Below are 16,480 nucleotides of genomic sequence, written 5' to 3'. Positions count from 1 at the left end.
GAGAAAAGTGTTGTGTCGCGCCCCCTGGTCGTTCACATGAGAACGACAACGCCTGCGCATGGACGGACTGGATATGCATCGCGTCATCATCAGCGGCATTGGCGTTGAAATCCCTGAAGCCAAGATCACCAATGAAGAACTGGTCGCCAGTTTCAATGCCTGGGTCGACACGGAGAATGCGCGCCGGCAAGGCACGGATGAGACGCTGCTGCAGAAATCCGACAGCGCCTTCATCGTCCATGCCTCGGGCGTCCAGACCCGGCATGTGATCGAGCGCGAAGGCATTCTCGATCCGACTCGCATGGCGCCGCGCATCCCGGCGCGACCGGACGATGCACTGTCGCTGCAGGCCGAATTCGGCGTGGCCGCGGCCCGGAAGGCGCTCGACCATGCCGGGCTGAAAGCCTCCGACATCGACCTGGTGATCTGCTCGGCCTCGCACCAGCAGCGGCCCTATCCGGCGATCGCCATCGAAATGCAGGAGGCGCTGGGCACCAAGGGCGCCGGCTTCGACATGGGGCTTGGTTGTTCATCGGCCGCGGCCGCCTTGCACATTGCGGCCAATCTGGTGCGGGCGGGCGCGCACAAGCGCGTGCTGGTGGTCACGCCGGAGATCATCACCGGCCATCTCAATTTCCGCGACCGGCAGACGCATTTCATCTTCGGCGATGCATCGGTGGCGATGGTGGTCGAGGGGCTGGGCGAGGGCGAGAGGCGGCCGGGGCGTTTCGAGGTGCTGGACACGCGCACCTGGACGCAGATGTCGAACAATATCCGCACCAATCTGGGCTATCACACCCGCACCGCCCAGGACGATCCTTACATGATCAACCTCGAAGGCAATCTGATCAAACAGGTCGGCAACAAGGTGTTCAAGGAAGTCACCGTCGCCGGCCACAAATTCATTGTCGAATTCCTCGCCGAGCACGGGCTGACGCCGCAAGCCATCAGGCGATTCTGGCTGCATCAGGCCAATGCGCGAATGAACGCCATGATCCTGAAACTGGCCTTCGGCCACGAGGTCGACCATGACCGCGCGCCGATGGTGCTGGAGCGGCTCGGCAACACCGCCGGCGCTGGCGCCATCATCGCGCTGTCGGAAAACCACGCCGACATGAAGCCCGGCGATTTCGGCGTGCTGTGCGCCTTCGGCGCCGGCTATTCGATCGGCGGCGCGCTTTTGCGGATGCTGTAATCAGGCCGGCATGAACGGCACCAGCATCGGTACGCTGCGGGCATAATCGTCATAGGCGTTGCCGAGTTCTCCGCGCAGAAAGCGTTCCTCCAGCCTTGCCTTCATGACGATGCCGATGGTGAGAAGAATCGCGCCGGCGATTCCCCAGACCGTGCCTTTGGCCGCCATTGTGGCAAGCATCGCCAGAAGCAGTCCGGTATAGATCGGGTGGCGGACCATTCTGTAGGGACCGGTGTCGACGACACGGTGCTCGGCCTTGGCCGTCACCGAAGCCGACCAGAGACGGCCGAGATGCAATCGCGCCCACCAGGCGAACAACAGGCCAACGGCAACAAGCCCTGCGCAGATCCACGCTTCGGCAAGGGTCGGAAACCAGAATCGCAGCCGGCCGGCATAGCCATGCGCGGGAATGAACAGCAGCACCGCGCCGATCAACCACAAAGCGCGATAGCGAAGCTCCTCCTGGATGCCGGCACGCTTTTTCGCCGGGTCGGCCCAGAAGGCGGCTAGAAACCAGGACACGACCCAGATCAGCCAAAGCAGCGCGATTGCAGTCCCGGGACGCATGGAAACCTCCGCAGACTTGTCTCACCATGAGGCCGGTGCAGCACGGCGGCAATGCGGCGCAGTACGATAGGATATGCGATCCGCGGTAAGAAGATCGTGATCGGCTGCCATCAGCCCGCTTGATCGGATCATCATTGCTTTGGACTGGACCGGGCTCATGGCTATCGCTAATGCGACCTTGCACAAGGAGTAAGCCATGCTGGATCTTTTCCCTGAGGCTCCGATCGAGATCATTTCAGCGCGAAAACTCGTAGCCAGGGTGACGGCGCTCTACGCCGCACCGTCGAATCACTTCCAGACGCGCCCAGTGGAAGGATTGCAACTCGGTTTCGAAGGCATCGACGGCGACTTCCACGCCGGCGCCACCCGTCGTTCCGGCGGTCGCGAACCCTGGTATCCGCGCGGCACCGAAATCCGCAACGAGCGGCAGATATCAATCGTAGCAGCGGATGAACTCGCCGTCGTTGCCGAGCGGATGGGGCTGGCCGAGATCAAGCCGGAATGGATCGGCGCCAATCTGCTGATCGAAGGCGTGCCGCATCTCTCGATGCTGCCGTCAGGCACGCTGCTGTTCTTTAGAGGTGGCGTGACGATCAAGGTCGATGCGCAGAACGGGCCTTGCCGGCTTGCTGGACGTTCGATCGCCGAAAACGCCGGGATGGCCGATCGGGAGGCCGGCGCGCTGGCCTTCCCGAAGGCGGCGAAACGGCTGCGCGGCCTCGTTGCCTGGGTCGAGAAACCGGGTCGTATGACAACAGGGGACGAGATCTCGGTGCGCGTGCCCGAGCAGTGGATTTATCGATCCTAGTACCGGGCTAGGGCACGGGCTGCGCCGCCGGGGCGACGCAGCCGGATTTCAAGACGCGCTCAGGCCGCCTTGCGGTTCTTCTTGGCGCCCTGCGCCTCGACGGAAACGTGGTCCCACTTTTCCCACAGCGCGATGCGGTTGGCGTATTCCTGCTTGATCATCGGCAGGCCGCCATCGCCGAAGAAGACGCGCAGCGGCGGCTCGGCCGCGTCGACGATTTCAAGCATCGCCGGTCCGGTGGCCTCGGGGTCGCCGGCGACCGAGTTGGCGCGGCGTTCCGCCATCTTGGCGCGGGCCGGCGCGTAAGCCTCGATCGCTTTGGAGACCTTGGCCGAGGCGCCGGACCAATCGGTGGAGAAGCCGCCCGGTTCGACAAGCGTCACATGGATGCCGAATTCGGCGACCTCGATGCTGAGCGACTGGCTGAAGGCTTCGAGCGCCCATTTTGAGGCATGGTAAAGGCCGAGCGACGCAAAGGCGTTGACGCCGCCGATCGACGAGATCTGGATGATGTGGCCGGAGCCCTGCGCCCGCATGATCGGCAAAGCCGCCTGGGTGACCCAGAGCGCGCCGAACATATTGGTCTCGATCTGGTCGCGGGCTTCCTGTTCGCTGACTTCCTCGATGGCGCCGAAATGGCCATAGCCGGCATTGTTGATGACGACGTCGAGCCGGCCAAAGCGCTTGTGCGCCTCGGCGATGGCCGCATCGACAGCCTTCTTGTCGGTGACGTCGAGCTTGATCGCGGCGACATTATCGCCGTATTTCGCGACGAGATCGGCGAGCGTGCCGGCATCGCGCGCGGTTGCGGCGACACGGTCGCCGCGAGCGAGTGCGGCCTCGGCCCAGACTCGGCCAAAGCCTTTCGACGATCCGGTGATGAACCAAACCTTGCTTGTCATGACGTGGAATCCTTGCCCATGCGGGCCGTGAACTGGGAAGCGGAGGCTTCTCCGCTTCCGCGATATACGGTGCGTCGAGCGATTTTCCAGAGGCGAGGGGGAATCTTTTTGGTCACGTCATCGTGTGGTGCAGGACCTTCGCCGGTCAGGGATAGCGCACCGGGCTCGACCAGGCCGGGTCGTCATGCTTTTGCCAGTAGAGCGCCATCAAGCGCTTTGTGATCCCGCCTATCTTGCCGTCGGCGACAGCAGCGCCGTCGATCACTGTCACCGGCATGATGCCGCCGGCGGTGGAAGTGATGAAGACTTCGTCGGCAGCCTTCAGCGCGGCAACGCTGACGTCGACGGCCGTGGTGGGAAGCGCTGCCTCGGCGCAGAGGTCGAAGACGGTGCGCCTGGTGATGCCGGGCAGCACGCCGGCGGCTGGCGTCGACAGCCTGCCGTCCTTGACGCAGAACACGTTGAAGCCGGGGCCTTCGGCGACATTGCCGTTGAAGTCGAGAATCAATGCGGTTTCGGCCCCACGGTCATAAGCGTCGTAGAGGCCGCGCACGAGGTCGAGCCAGTGGTAGTTCTTGATCGCCGGATCGATCGAGACCGGCGGAATGCGCACCTTGTCGCTAATGGCGACATGCAGGCCGCGCCGCAACTGCTCGGCATTGGCGACCGAGCCGAAGGGAACTGCGAAGGCCATGAAGCGGTTGACCGCCTGGCGCGGATCGCGGCTGAAGGTCGGCGAGGCGCCGCGTGTGCACAGCATTTCGACATAGGCGGCGCGATGGCCCGACAGCGCCACGCAATTGTGCAGAATCTCGGCCACACCATCGCGGTCGGACGGGATCGTCATGCGCAGTTTTTGCAAGCCGGCGAAGAAGCGGTCGAGATGCAGGTCGAGTCGGAAGAAGCTCCCGTCCCAGACATGCACGGTGTCGTAGGTGGCGTCGGAATGCAGAAAGCCCCAATCCAGCACCGAGATCTTGGCTTGCGACATCGGCAGATACTGACCATCGAGAAAGGCGATGCCGTCGGGATAGGAATGCGGATCGATATGGCGATCCGACAAAGCCGGCAATGGCACAATGCTACCGGCTGCTGCGCTTCGGTTCATGGCGATTGGTCCCTTCGGCTTGATGCGGCAGATTCAAGCTAGTGGTCCCCTGCAGGCGGCATAGGGCCACCCAACCATCGCTGTTTGTCCTAGGTAGCACATTCGATATGCCCTATGGTCCGGCTTGAAAATATCCGGCCGGGAGGGGCAAAATGGGCAGATCTTTTCGGACCATCAGCTTTGCAATTTTCCTCGTCTTCGTCACTGGCCATGCCTTCGCGCAATGCGCTCGCGAGGGCGAGGCGCTGTGCCAGAACGGCCAGACCTATCGTTGCGAGAAGACGGGCAGCGAGCTGACGCCGATCTTTCAGAACGTGCCTTGCGTGGTCAACGCGGCGGGGCTCAACGGCGTCTGGACCGGCAGCGGTCATCAAAGTCCGGCCGGTGCTGCCGGCGCCGATTGGGCGATCGCAATGACAATCGGCGATGGCGCCGCGTCGATCGACTATCCGTCGCTCGGCTGCGGCGGATCGTTGACCCAGATTTCTCGCGACGACAGTTCGGCGGAATACCGGGAAAACATCAGCTACGGCCAGGACAAGTGCATCGACGGTGGCGGCATCACCGTCCGATTTTTCAAAGGGAACCTGTCCTGGACCTGGGTTGGCCAGGCCGACGGCCAGCCCTACAATGCGGTTGCCGTATTGAAGCGACGGTAGCTGAAGTTATTCCTCTTCGTCCTCTGCATCGAGCAGGCGCGTGGCGCGCCAACGGGTCAGCACCATGTTTGTTTGCTCGATGACGAAGAACCGCGCCGAGTCGCGGTCATAGCCCTCGGCCAGCAGCTTTTCATAGTCGGTATGGCCGTGCCTGATATGGGCGATCGTCGCCAGCCAGACCGCGATGCCCGGCGGCAGCGTCTTCATGTGCACGGCGCCGGCCTCGGTGCGGATTTTCTCCATATCGGCATAGGGCGCCAGGGGCAGCAGTGCGGTCAGCGCCTTGGCGATGGCGCGGCGGCGGCCGGTGGGCGCGCTCATTTTTCGTCACGCCCGGCAATGGTCGCCTCGGGAAAGGCGTCGGTCGAGGCGAAATAGGGCTTGATGTCGATCACCGGGGTGCCGTCGAGCACATCGATGGCGTCGATGGCGATGCGGCCGTGGTCGATGTCGACGGCGATCAGGCCGGCGATATGCAGCCCGACTGGGTTCGGCCGGGCAGGGGAGCGCAGCGAGAAAACGCCTTTCGGCTCAGCCGCATGGCGGGGTCTCTGGACAATCAGTGCCCGCGGCGCGTGATGCAGCCAGGACAGGATGACGATGTGGCTGGCCCGCTCCAGCGCAAGCAGGCCGTCGCGATAGGGTGGGTCGATGAGAACGGTGGCCGCCTGTCCTGTCTCGCGGGCGGCGCGCATGTTCTTCGGGCAGCTTTCGCGCGTGGTCCACGGCGAGGCGATGCGGCCGATGAACACGATATGGCCATCCGCCGGCATGTCAGCCGGGTCGGCCTGCAGGAGCTTTTCGCCGTCGCGCTTCTCGAACATGGCTTTCGCCCTAGCACAAGTTTCCAGCCGATCGTCAGGGAAAAGCGGTTCTCTCAGGCGGGGATCATGTGTGCGGCATTTTCTTGTCAGGAAGCGACACGGGCCTTGCCATGTCGTCAAAGCTGACATAAACATATGTTTATATCTTTTTCAACGAGAACGCGCCGATGCATGTTTCGCTCGATACGATGGTTGATACGTTGAAGGCTGCGGCCGAATCGAGCCGGCTCCGCATCCTGGCGCTGCTGTCGCGCGGCGATCTCACCGTGTCCGACCTCACCGAGATCCTCAGCCAGTCGCAACCGCGGGTGTCGCGGCATTTGAAGCTGCTGCTGGAGGCCGGGTTGATCGGCCGCTACCAGGAGGGCTCGTGGGCCTTCTTCCGGCTGTCGGATACGGATTCCGCGCGCGACTTCGTGCTGCGGCTGGTCTCCGGCATTCATGGCGCCGATCCGCAGGTCGAGCGCGATCTAGAGCGGCTGGCGTCGGTCAAGCGCAAACGGCAGGACCGCGCCGCCGAATATTTCTCCGAGAACGCCGCCAGCTGGGACCATATCCGCTCGCTGCATGTGCCGGACCGCGCGGTGGAAGCCGCACTCCTCAAGCTGGTCGGCAAGCGGCCATTCCAGTCGATGCTGGACCTCGGCACCGGTACCGGGCGGCTGCTGGAGATATTCTCACCGCTCTACCGGCGCGGCGTCGGCATCGACATGTCGCGCGAAATGCTGACGGTGGCGCGGGCCAATCTCGACAAGGCAGGCATCGCCAATGCCCAGGTCCGCCAAGGCGACATTTTCGCGCCGCCGGTCGAGCGCGACGCCTTCGACCTCGTCACCATCCATCAGGTGCTGCACTATCTGGACGATCCCGCCCGCGCCATCCGCGAGGCGGCAAGGCTGCTGCGCCCGTCGGGCCGGCTGGTGATCGCCGATTTCGCGCCGCATGCACTGGAATTCCTGCGCGACCAGCATGCGCATGTCAGGCTGGGCTTTTCCGACCGCCAGATCTCCGAATGGTTTGCCGATGCCGGGCTCGATCTCGAGGATGCCCAGGAATTCGAGCCGCGCGGCGGCAACGAAGCCAGGCTCACCGTCAAGCTGTGGCTCGGCCGCGACCGCCGCATGCTGATGGCCGAGCCTTCAAATGACACCCAACCCACCAAAGCGTACCCTATGGGGGAAATCGCCTGATGAACCAGTTCCGCTTTTCCCGCCGTCCCGACATCGGCGACAAGGTGCGCGTTTCCTTCGAGTTCTTCCCGCCGAAGACCGACGAGATGGAAGCCAGGCTCTGGGACACCGTCACCAGGCTGGAGCCGCTGAAGCCGAGATTCGTCTCGGTGACCTATGGCGCCGGCGGCTCGACGCGTGAACGCACGGCGCGCACGATCAAGCGCATCCTGAACGAGACGACGCTGACGCCGGCGGCTCACATGACCTGCGTCGACGCCGCCCGCCATGAGGTCGACGCCGTCGTCCGCGAATTCGCCGATATGGGCGTGAAGCGCTTCGTCGCCTTGCGTGGCGATCCGGCGGCCGGCGTCGGCACCGCCTACCGGCCGCATCCCGATGGCTATGCCAATGGCGCCGAACTTGTCGGAGCGCTGAAGGACGCCGGCGATTTCGACATCTCGGTCTCGGCCTATCCCGAAAAGCATCCGGAAAGTCCGGACTTTGCCACCGACTTCGACATGCTGAAGCGCAAGGCCGACAATGGCGCGACGCGGGCGATCACCCAGTTCTTCTTCGACAACGATCTCTACGAGCGTTATGTCGAGAAGGCGCGCCGTGCCGGCATCTACATCCCGATCGTGCCTGGCATCCTGCCGGTGCACAATTTCACCCAGGTCGCCAATTTCTCGGCGCGCTGCGGCGCGCTGGTGCCGGCATGGCTGGCCGAGCGTTTCGAAGGGCTGCACAACGATCCGCAGACGCATGCGCTCGTGGCGTCTGCCGTGGCGGCCGAGCAGGTGCTCGATCTCGTCGAGCGCGGCGTCAGCGACTTCCATTTCTACACCATGAACCGGGCCGACCTGGTGTTTGCCATCTGCCATATGATCGGCATCCGCTCCCACGAAACAGAGGCAGCTGGATCCGCCGCCGCCTGAGCTTCATCGTGGTATGAAATCTGAAATGCAAAAGGCCGGGCGAAACACCCGGCCTTTCGAATTTGTGGGCTATTGCTGCTGTTCTTCCGCTCCGGCGGTTACGGAAGAACACCTATGATAAGGGCGCCAATGAAGGCAAATGCAGCACAGATCATCAATGCGTTGATTGGCCTCGTAAGTCCCATGTCATAGTCTCCTCTTCAAGAGCTATGGGTGGAGTCTAGGGGCATTTGTGCCACAGGCAAGCGGAAAATATGCTGCAATGCGACGCGATTGTGGAATTTGCGACCTGCCACCTGGCGTTAGGCATTGAAACTCTTCGGCAAAACCCGCTGGTAGCCTGTGAATAAATTGTGACGTGGCTGTGACGAAAGCGAGGCATGGCAGCGCTACCAGACCTAAAGCGCGTCGTTGTTCCAAAACCGCTGCTCACTTTTGGTCGACGGGCATTAGCGCCGACCAAACAACCGCCCGTCGATCGTCACCAGGCCAAGCGCGATCAGTGCCATGCCGCAGAACTCGAACAGAGCGAGCCGCTCGCCGAGGAACAGGAGGCCGAGCAGGATGGCGCTGGCCGGGACGATGAGCGTGACCAGCGAGGCGTTGGTGGCGCCGGCCGAGGCGACGAGGTTGAAATAGAGGATGTAGGCGAAGGCGGTGGAGAGCAGCGCCAGCGCCAGCACCGCCGTCCAGACCGGCGGCGAGGCCGAGAACAGGCCGGCCGGGCCATAGGTGAGCAGCACCACCGGGATCATGATGATGGTCGACGCCGTCAATTGTCCGGTGGCGATGACCGGCGAGGGCACGCCCTTGAAGCGGCGGGCAATCATCAGCGCGACGGCGTAAGACAGCGAGGCGCCGATCAGCGCGAATTTCGCCCAGACCGGGCCGCCGAGCCCGGCCAGCAGGCCGGGGCCGATCATGACAGCGGTGCCGGCGATGCCGAGCCCGATGCCGGCAAGCTTGTTCCAGGAGAGCTTTTCGTCCGCTGTCAGCGCGTTGGCGAGGATCAGCGTCCAGAACGGCGTCGTCGCGTTGAGCACCGAGGCGACGCCGGCGCCAAGCGCGGTCTGGCCGGCAAAGATCAGCGAGAACGGGACGACATTGTTGGCGAGCGCCAAAAGGAAAAACAGGCCGGCATGCGGGAAGGCGAGGCGGAAGGACGGACCGCGAATGCCGAGATAGAGCTGCAGTGCAATGGCCGCAATGGCAACGCGAAACAGCACCAGCACCAGCGGGTGCATTTCGGCAACGGCGATGCGGGCAAAGAAGAACGAGCCGCCCCAGATGGCGCCGAGCAGCAGAAGCTGTCCCCAGTCCCTCAGCGTCATCGGTCCGCGCTGCACGGCTGTCGTGGCTATTGCCATCGTGAACGTCCTTCCCCGCGGCATCAATGCCAGCCACTCAGGCAGAAGGCATATCGGGTCCGGCGACAAGAGCCACCCGAAACCTGATTGCTGGCAACAGTGCTGCCAGGAGGATGCGCCGCTGGGTCAGTGCCCGCCAGACACAGAATTGTTTTCTTTGGCCGCTAGCTTGGATTAATTGTGCGCAGCCGAGAAGTCAGGGGATTCGTCCATGCAGCGATTCGAGAATGCCCGCGAGGCGGCGCTGGCGCTTCGGCCGGACGATCCGGTCTACTGCTTTCGCCCGCAGGTGCTGAAGGCGGATGCCAAACAGTTCATGGGCATGTTTCCCGGCAAGACAGCCTACGCAGTCAAGACCAATGGCGAGCAGATCGTGCTGAAGGCGCTGGTCGAAGCCGGCGTCACCGCTTTCGATGTGGCCTCGCCCGGCGAGTTCGCCGCAGTGCGCGCCGTCTCACCCGACGCCGAGATGCTCTACATGCATCCGGTCAAGGCGCAGTCGGACATCAAGCTTGCGCTGGAAAAATACGCCATCCGGGTCATTTCGCTCGACCATGAGGACGAGATCACCAAGCTGACGCGGGTGGTGCGGGCGCTTGACATCGATCCGGGCTCCATCAGCGTGTTCGTGCGAATCCAGACCAAGGGTTCGGCGGCCTATGAACTGTCGAAGAAATTCGGCGCCGGGCCGGCCTATGCGGTGGAACTCGCCGAGCGGCTCAACCGCACCGGCTACAAGGTCGGCCTGTGCTTCCATGTCGGCAGCCAGATCGAGGATCCCGACACCTATGAACGGGCGCTGGCCTCCGCCGATTGGGTGCGCAACCGGCTGACCTTCGACATTGCGGGGCTCGATGTCGGCGGCGGCTTTCCCGCCGAGTACGGCCATGACCCCAATCGCAAGCAGCTCGAGATGCCGTCGCTCGGGCAGATCATGTCGCGGCTGTCGGGCGACCTGAGGGAATACCAGTTCGACCAGATCCCGTTGGTGGCCGAGCCCGGCCGGGTGATCGTGGCGCGCTGCCTGTCGCTGATCGTGCGGGTGCTGCTGCGCAAGGGCAAGCGGCTCTACATCAATGACGGCATCTGGGCGTCGCTGTCGGATTCTTGGACCGGCAAGATCACACTGCCGGCCCGCTTCATCCCCGATCCGGCGATCCGCTCGCGCAATGGCGAGGAGAAGAACATCGTGCCGTTCAAGGTCTGCGGCGCGACCTGCGATTCCGTCGACATCCTGTCGCGGCCGTTCTGGCTGCCGGAAACCGTCGACACCGGCGACTGGATCGAGATCGGCCATATCGGTGCCTATTCGCTGTCGCTGAGAACCCGCTTCAACGGCTTTTATCCCGATACCTTCGTCGAGGTGACGACACCCTTCGATGAAGGCGATGCGCCGCAGGGATTCGCCAGCCTGGAGACAATGGCGGATTAGGCGACGCCTCCACCGGCCTGGATATTCTCGCCGGTCAGCCAGCGGGCCTCCTCGCTGGCCAGGAAGACCGCGACATCGGCAACGTCGCGGGGCGCGCCGATCCTGCCAAATGGAGACATGCCGGCCGCCACGGCGCGATCGCGCTCGGGAAGCAGGTCCGTGTCGGTGAAGCCAGGCGACAGCGCATTCACGGTGATGCCGCGCGGTCCGAGTTCACGCGAGAGCACACGGACGAATTGTTCGACGGCGCCCTTGCTGCCGAGATAGAGCGCCGTTTGCGTGAAGAACATCTTGGTGCCGCCGGTGGAGACCGCGATGATGCGGCCACCGTTTCGCACACGGCGCGCTGCTTCCTGAAGCACGAAGAAGGTGCCCTTGGCATTGGTGCCGAAGACATGGTCGAAATCGGCTTCGGTTGCCTCCGTCAGAGGCTTGATGACGGCGACGCCGACATTGGCAACCACGATGTCGATCGCGCCGAACTCACTCTCAGCCTCGTCAAACAGGCGATGAATATCCGAGACGCTTGATATGTCGGCCTGGACGGCGATCGCCTTTCCTCTCCTGCCGGCGATGGCGGCCACGACCTCGTCAGCGGCTTCGTGGTTGCCGACATAGTTGACGACGACGGCAGCGCCCTTGGAGGCGAGTCCTTCGGCGATGGCTCGCCCAATGCCGCGCGAACTGCCGGTGACGAGTGCGGTTTTGCCTTGCAAGGACTTGGGCATGATACGTTTCCTTCAATCATTCAGGCCCGTGCCGGTTTCATCTGACGGGTCCGCTAGTCGAGAAATAGGGCCATGCAACTGATCAGATAATGGCCTATTATCTGACTAGCTTGTTAATCTAGGGATACACAATGCGCGGTTCTGAATTCGCCGAGCTCAAGGCATTCGCCGCAATCGTGGAAGAGCGTAGTTTCGTCCGCGCCGCCGCCCGGCTGCGTGTTTCCCCGCCGGCGCTCAGCCAGTCGATTCGGCAACTGGAGGCTCGCATCGGCATCAGGTTGCTGAATCGCACGACGCGTAGTGTTTCACCCACTGGTGCCGGCGAGACGCTGTTTGCGCGCCTTGCCGTTGCGTTCGAAGAGCTGGAGGGCGCCGTAGCGGACATTCAAGCCGCGCGTGATCGGCCGGCGGGTTCGCTACGAATAAACGTGCCGCGTGTTGCCGCGGTGCGGTTCATCGGCCCGATCCTTGGCGACTTCCAACGCGCCTATCCTGATATCGCGCTGACCGTCATCGTCGACGATACGCTGACCGACATTGTTCGAGGACGGTTCGATGCCGGAATCAGGCTTGGCGAGCGGCTGGAGAAGGACATGGTGGCAGTGAAACTGAGCGGGGATTTGCAGATGGCGGCGGTGGCCGCTCCCGTCTATCTCGAAAATCGGGCCATACCGCGCCATCCGCAGGAGTTGCATCAGCACCAATGCATAACATTCCAGTGGCCTGGTGGCGGCAACCTCTATCGATGGGAGTTCGCGCGCGGCAAACGGTCTCTGGAAATCGCCGTCGAGGGCAGCCTGACTGTTAACGACACCGAGCTGATGCTGAACGCGGCGCTGGGTGGAGCAGGCGTTGCCTACATGATCGACTATCAGGTCCAGTCCTGGATCAATGCGGGCAGGCTGATGAGATTTCTAGAGCCCTGGTCGCCCAGCTTTCCAGGCTTCTTCCTGTATCACCCGAGTTCGAGGCACGTCCCCCCGGCTTTGCGGGCATTTATCGACTTCGTCCGGGCAAGGAGTAGGGAATAAGGAACCCAGCTTGGGCAGATTCTACTCACAGTTTCCCCAAAAGCTCCGGCGTTGGCCAGCCGTCGACCGGCATGCCGAGCCGCATCTGTTCCTTGCGGATGGCTTCGCGGGTGTTGGTGCCCAGAATGCCGTCGACGGTGCCGACGTCATAGCCCCTGGCTTCGAGCTTGGTCTGCAATTCCTTCATCTGGTCGCCATTGAGCCCGGTTTCGGGATTGCGCGGGTCGAACTGCTTTGCCCCGGCCAGCCGGCTGGCGAAGTTGGCGGCGGTCAGCGCGTAGGTGAAGGACTGGTTCCATTCGAGATAGACGTCGAAATTGTCGTAGGCGAGGAAGGCCGGACCTTTGCGGCCCATCGGCAGCGCCAGGCCGGCCTTCAGGCCGTTGTCGATCAGCGGCGTGCCATCGGGATTGGTGACGCCCCAGGCGGCCCATTGCGACAGCGGCAGCTTGTTGGTGCGGCCGGTCTGCTCCCAAGGCATGTCCTCGGGCACGCGCACTTCCTCGATCCAGGGCTGGTCGCGTTTCCAGCCGCGAGACAGCACCTTGTTGGCCGTGGTCATGATCACGTCGGGCACACTGCGCCTGAGATCGACGATGCCGTCGCCATCGCCGTCGACGCCGCGCGCGAGATAGTCGGAAGGCAGGATCTGCGTCTGGCCGATCTCGCCGGCCCAGGCGCCGGTGACGTCGGCCGGAACGACGCCGCGATCGATCAGCGTCAACAGCGGCACCAGTTGCGGCCGAAACAGCTGCGGGCGGCGGCAGTCATGCGACAGCGTCACCAAGGCGCTCAGCGTGTGGAAATCACCCTGCACGGCGCCGAAATCGGTCTCCAGCCCCCAGAAGGCGGTGATGATCGGCGCCTGGACACCGAACTGCTGGTCGGCGCGCGCAAAGATTTCGGCGTATTTCTTCAGATTGGCCGCGCCCTGCTTCAGCCGGTAGGCCGAGATCATGCGGTTGGAGAACTGGATGAAGGTCTGTGCGAAGACGCCCTGGGCGCGGTCACGCGCCAGCACCTTGTCGTCGATTGTGGCGGCTTCCAGTGCGTCAAGGCCGACAGCGCCGACACCGGCCGCCCTGGCTTCCGCCGCCACGCCTTGCTTCCAGGTTTCGAAGTCGCCGCCGCATTCCTGCGCCCCCGCCGGCATCGCCGTAGCGCCGAGCAGCAGGCCCGCGAGCAGCCCGGAGCGCAATCGGCTCCTCGACTGTTTCCGGCGTGGATATCCCAGTGGTTGCAGGTAGGTGCGCATGGGACGTCGAAAAGCAGGCGGCAGAGCCGGTGTCAACGGGTGTTCTGCCGCAGCCACTTTTTCCAGGCTGCCTCAGTGCCGTTGAAGACGTTGATATCGGACTTGCCGGTCATGCCGGGAACGATACCGGTTCCGGTGTATTGCCAGAAGGTGAAAGGGTGGCTGCCGTACTTTTGGCGGGGGTGGCCGGCGACCGAGCGCAGCCAGTAGGGATAGTCGCGGAACGTCGAAAGGTCGTTATCGTCGAAGAAGTCGACCGAGGTGTAGATGATCGGCTTCTTGCCATAGTGCCGCTCGATCATCTCGAGAAAGGTGGTCATTTCGGCCCGCACCGTCGCCGAATCCGGGCGCAGCCGGCAGGTCGGCGATTGCGGGTTCCACTCCATGTCGAGCACCGGCGGCATGGCCGAGCGGTCGACGGGCACGTTCTGGATGAACCAGCGCGCCTGGGTGGCGGCAGGCGTGCAGAAATAGAAGAAATGGTAGGCCGCGCGCGGAATGCCATTGGCCTTGGTGCGCGACCAATGCTCGTTGAAATACTCGTCGAAACGGTCGCCGCCCTCGGTCGCCTTGATGAAGGCGAAGGAGATGCCGCTGGCCTTGGCCGTCGGCCAGTCGACCGAGGTCTGGTATTTGGAGACGTCGGTGCCGTGAACGGCATAGTTCCAAGGCGCGCCGCTATCCCATTCATGCGGCTTGGAGTCTTCGAAACGCGGTGCGCGCACGGCAACCGTCGGGCTGCTGGATGGCGACATCGAGGGCACGAGATCGCCGGCGGTCGAGCAGGCGGCCAGCAGCGTCAACGTGATGAGGGCCGCGAAACGGCGCATCGCATTTCCCGAGCCGGAATCAGCCGGTCGCTGTTGGGTTGTCGTTGCAGGTGCCCCTCAGGCGATCGCCCCACAGCATCGCCTGATACGCTATTTTCGTGCATGTCGTTGTTCCAAAACCGCTGCGCACTTTTGGGCGACATGCACCAGTGATCGCCGATCATGGTTGATAACAGGTTGACGGCGCTCGACAAGAACACCGATTTTGCGGAAGCAATGGCGGCAAATCGATGACATAAATCGGGCCGCAAGCCACGGGCAGCGGAAAAGCAGGGACGGAAAGATGCGGATCGCCGTGAAGATCATCAAATGGCTGCTCGGCCTGGTCGTGCTGGCGATATCCGCGCTGTTTGCCTGGCTCTACATCGCTCCGCCCGACCTGATCCGCGTCGGTTCCGGCTATTCCGCCAAGATCGTCTGCTCGAATGTTTTTATCGCCGGCCGTGATCCCAATGAGGTGCTTGCCATCGACGTGCAGGCGCCCGGCCATCCGCTGCTCAGGTTGATGAAGGTGTCGGTCGACAAGAACAGGGGGACCGTCTCGGCCGGGCTGCTTGGCTTCCTCGGCAAGAGCGTTGCCGTTGCGCGCGCCGGCCTGGGTTGCGCCTCGGTTCCCGATGGCGACGTCGGCAAGGCACGGCGCAGGTCAATCCCTGCCGAGGCGTCGGCGGCCACCAAGGGCGATCTGTGGCCCGGGGGAGATCGAGTCGACGCCTCGCAAAATCCCGAAATCAACAAGATCCTCGACGGTGCGGCGATGACCGGCATCGGCATGCGCGCCGTGGTGGTGGTCAAAAATGGCCGCATTGTTGCCGAGCGTTATGGCGAGGGCTTTTCGGCGAAAACGCCGCTGCTCGGCTGGTCGATGACCAAGACGGTCAACGCCGCGCTCGTCGGCACGCTGGTCAAGGACGGCAAGATGGCGGTGACCAATCAGGGCCTGTTCGGCTCATGGAAGGCGGACGGCCGCGCCGTCATCAGCCTTGCCGATATGATGGCGATGTCGAGCGGACTCGAGTTCAACGAGGATTATGGCGACGTTGCCGATGTGACGCGCATGCTCTACCTCGAACCGGATATGGCGGGCTTCGCCGAGGCCAAGCCGCTGACCGGCGACGTCGGCAAGGTCTTTTCCTATTCGAGCGGCACGGCGGTGATGCTGTCGCGGCTGTGGCAGGATGCTATCGGCGACAAGGACAAGGCGCTGATGTGGCCAAGGACAGCGCTGTTCGGGCCGCTCGGCATGCAAAGCGCGGTGCTCGAAACCGACGAGGAGGGTACCTTTGTCGGCTCATCCTACCTCTATGCCACGGGGCATGACTGGGCGCGGTTCGGCCAATTCCTGCTGCAGGGCGGCGTCTGGAACGGCAACCAGATCCTGCCGGCCGGTTTCGTCGACTGGATGCGCGAACCGGCACCGGCCTCGAAAGTCTACGGCAAGGGGCAACTTTGGATCGAAGCCCCGGGGGACGAAGGAAATCCCGGCGCCGGCGTCGCCGCCGGACTGCCCAACGATACCTACTGGATGGAGGGCCATGACGGCCAGACGGTCGCCATCATCCCGTCGGAGCAACTGGTGGTGGTGCGGCTGGGGTTGACGCCGGCCAAGCTCGGCTACCGGCCGCAGGTGATGGTCGGCGCGCTGATGAAGGCACTGCGCTAGCTCC

At 63.3% G+C, this 16,480-nt stretch carries 17 protein-coding genes; 8 read left to right on the top strand and 9 right to left on the bottom strand.

All coding sequences use genetic code 11. From position 1 onward, the window contains the following. The first annotated feature begins 73 nt into the window (after positions 1–73). On the top strand, positions 74–1,195 hold the full coding sequence (locus tag NKI88_RS14545; protein WP_023690850.1) for a beta-ketoacyl-ACP synthase III: 1,122 nt from the start codon (positions 74–76) through the stop codon (positions 1,193–1,195). On the opposite strand, the gene NKI88_RS14540 is transcribed toward NKI88_RS14545, so the two are convergent. After that, positions 1,196–1,762 (bottom strand): methyltransferase family protein, encoded by a 567-nt coding sequence (locus NKI88_RS14540; RefSeq protein WP_023668240.1) that lies wholly within the window; start codon positions 1,760–1,762, stop codon positions 1,196–1,198. Positions 1,763–1,958: 196 nt separating this feature from the next. On the opposite strand from NKI88_RS14540, the gene NKI88_RS14535 reads away from it, so the two are divergent. Then, a complete protein-coding gene (locus tag NKI88_RS14535; RefSeq protein WP_352655808.1) occupies positions 1,959–2,570 on the top strand; it encodes an MOSC domain-containing protein in 612 nt (203 codons plus the stop codon). Between the two features lie 59 nt (positions 2,571–2,629). On the opposite strand, the gene NKI88_RS14530 is transcribed toward NKI88_RS14535, so the two are convergent. Next, complete coding sequence (locus NKI88_RS14530; protein WP_352655806.1) at positions 2,630–3,472, bottom strand: SDR family oxidoreductase; 843 nt, start codon at positions 3,470–3,472, stop codon at positions 2,630–2,632. Positions 3,473–3,617: 145 nt separating this feature from the next. After that, a complete protein-coding gene (locus NKI88_RS14525) occupies positions 3,618–4,580 on the bottom strand; it encodes a D-amino acid aminotransferase (protein WP_023668243.1) in 963 nt (320 codons plus the stop codon). Positions 4,581–4,732: 152 nt separating this feature from the next. Between NKI88_RS14525 and NKI88_RS14520 the strand changes: the two genes are divergently transcribed. Next, positions 4,733–5,239, top strand: a complete 507-nt coding sequence (locus NKI88_RS14520; RefSeq protein ID WP_023682159.1) for a hypothetical protein — start codon at positions 4,733–4,735, stop codon at positions 5,237–5,239. A gap of 6 nt (positions 5,240–5,245) precedes the next feature. Here NKI88_RS14520 and NKI88_RS14515 read toward each other — a convergent pair whose 3' ends face one another. Together NKI88_RS14515 and tsaA are read right to left on the bottom strand one after the other, a co-directional pair. Continuing rightward, the gene (locus tag NKI88_RS14515) at positions 5,246–5,560 is read right to left on the bottom strand and encodes a DUF2293 domain-containing protein (RefSeq protein WP_023668245.1); all 315 of its coding nucleotides are present in this window, start codon (positions 5,558–5,560) and stop codon (positions 5,246–5,248) included. Further along, the gene (gene tsaA / locus NKI88_RS14510) at positions 5,557–6,063 is read right to left on the bottom strand and encodes a tRNA (N6-threonylcarbamoyladenosine(37)-N6)-methyltransferase TrmO (protein ID WP_352655804.1); all 507 of its coding nucleotides are present in this window, start codon (positions 6,061–6,063) and stop codon (positions 5,557–5,559) included. The genes NKI88_RS14515 and tsaA overlap by 4 nt, the downstream gene beginning before the upstream one ends. Positions 6,064–6,230: 167 nt before the next feature. On the opposite strand from tsaA, the gene NKI88_RS14505 reads away from it, so the two are divergent. Together NKI88_RS14505 and metF are read left to right on the top strand one after the other, a co-directional pair. Further along, on the top strand, positions 6,231–7,253 hold the full coding sequence (locus NKI88_RS14505) for an ArsR/SmtB family transcription factor (RefSeq protein ID WP_352655802.1): 1,023 nt from the start codon (positions 6,231–6,233) through the stop codon (positions 7,251–7,253). Next, entirely contained in the window at positions 7,253–8,170 is a 918-nt protein-coding gene (metF, locus tag NKI88_RS14500; RefSeq protein WP_023682156.1) for a methylenetetrahydrofolate reductase [NAD(P)H], read from the top strand. Before NKI88_RS14505 ends, metF begins: the two co-directional genes overlap by 1 nt. Positions 8,171–8,619: 449 nt before the next feature. Here the strand turns inward: metF and NKI88_RS14495 are convergent, their stop codons facing one another. Continuing rightward, positions 8,620–9,537, bottom strand: a complete 918-nt coding sequence (locus tag NKI88_RS14495) for a DMT family transporter (RefSeq protein WP_023682155.1) — start codon at positions 9,535–9,537, stop codon at positions 8,620–8,622. Positions 9,538–9,748: 211 nt separating this feature from the next. On the opposite strand from NKI88_RS14495, the gene NKI88_RS14490 reads away from it, so the two are divergent. Continuing rightward, positions 9,749–10,969, top strand: coding sequence for an alanine racemase (locus NKI88_RS14490; RefSeq protein ID WP_023697033.1), 1,221 nt, complete (start codon positions 9,749–9,751; stop codon positions 10,967–10,969). On the opposite strand, the gene NKI88_RS14485 is transcribed toward NKI88_RS14490, so the two are convergent. Next, positions 10,966–11,697, bottom strand: a complete 732-nt coding sequence (locus NKI88_RS14485; RefSeq protein ID WP_352655799.1) for an SDR family oxidoreductase — start codon at positions 11,695–11,697, stop codon at positions 10,966–10,968. The two genes, NKI88_RS14490 and NKI88_RS14485, sit on opposite strands and share 4 nt — an antisense overlap. 131 nt (positions 11,698–11,828) lie before the next feature. On the opposite strand from NKI88_RS14485, the gene NKI88_RS14480 reads away from it, so the two are divergent. Then, positions 11,829–12,728: a LysR family transcriptional regulator gene (locus NKI88_RS14480; RefSeq protein WP_023682153.1), complete on the top strand. Its 900-nt coding sequence runs from the start codon at positions 11,829–11,831 to the stop codon at positions 12,726–12,728. Between the two features lie 25 nt (positions 12,729–12,753). Here the strand turns inward: NKI88_RS14480 and NKI88_RS14475 are convergent, their stop codons facing one another. Both NKI88_RS14475 and NKI88_RS14470 read right to left on the bottom strand, forming a co-directional pair. Further along, positions 12,754–13,983 (bottom strand): lytic murein transglycosylase, encoded by a 1,230-nt coding sequence (locus tag NKI88_RS14475; RefSeq protein ID WP_502902663.1) that lies wholly within the window; start codon positions 13,981–13,983, stop codon positions 12,754–12,756. A 32-nt stretch (positions 13,984–14,015) separates the two neighbouring features. Next, positions 14,016–14,813 carry a glycoside hydrolase family 25 protein gene (locus NKI88_RS14470; RefSeq protein ID WP_502899210.1) on the bottom strand — a complete coding sequence of 266 codons (798 nt, stop codon included), beginning with the start codon at positions 14,811–14,813 and terminating at the stop codon, positions 14,016–14,018. Positions 14,814–15,096: 283 nt separating this feature from the next. Here NKI88_RS14470 and NKI88_RS14465 point away from each other — a divergent pair, with 283 nt between their 5' ends. Next, on the top strand, positions 15,097–16,476 hold the full coding sequence (locus NKI88_RS14465; RefSeq protein ID WP_352655797.1) for a serine hydrolase domain-containing protein: 1,380 nt from the start codon (positions 15,097–15,099) through the stop codon (positions 16,474–16,476). Positions 16,477–16,480 lie beyond the last annotated feature (4 nt).

Source organism: Mesorhizobium sp. M0317, assembly GCF_040321555.1.
Taxonomy (GTDB): Bacteria; Pseudomonadota; Alphaproteobacteria; order Rhizobiales; family Rhizobiaceae; genus Mesorhizobium.
This window is presented reverse-complemented; position numbering and strand designations above follow the sequence as displayed.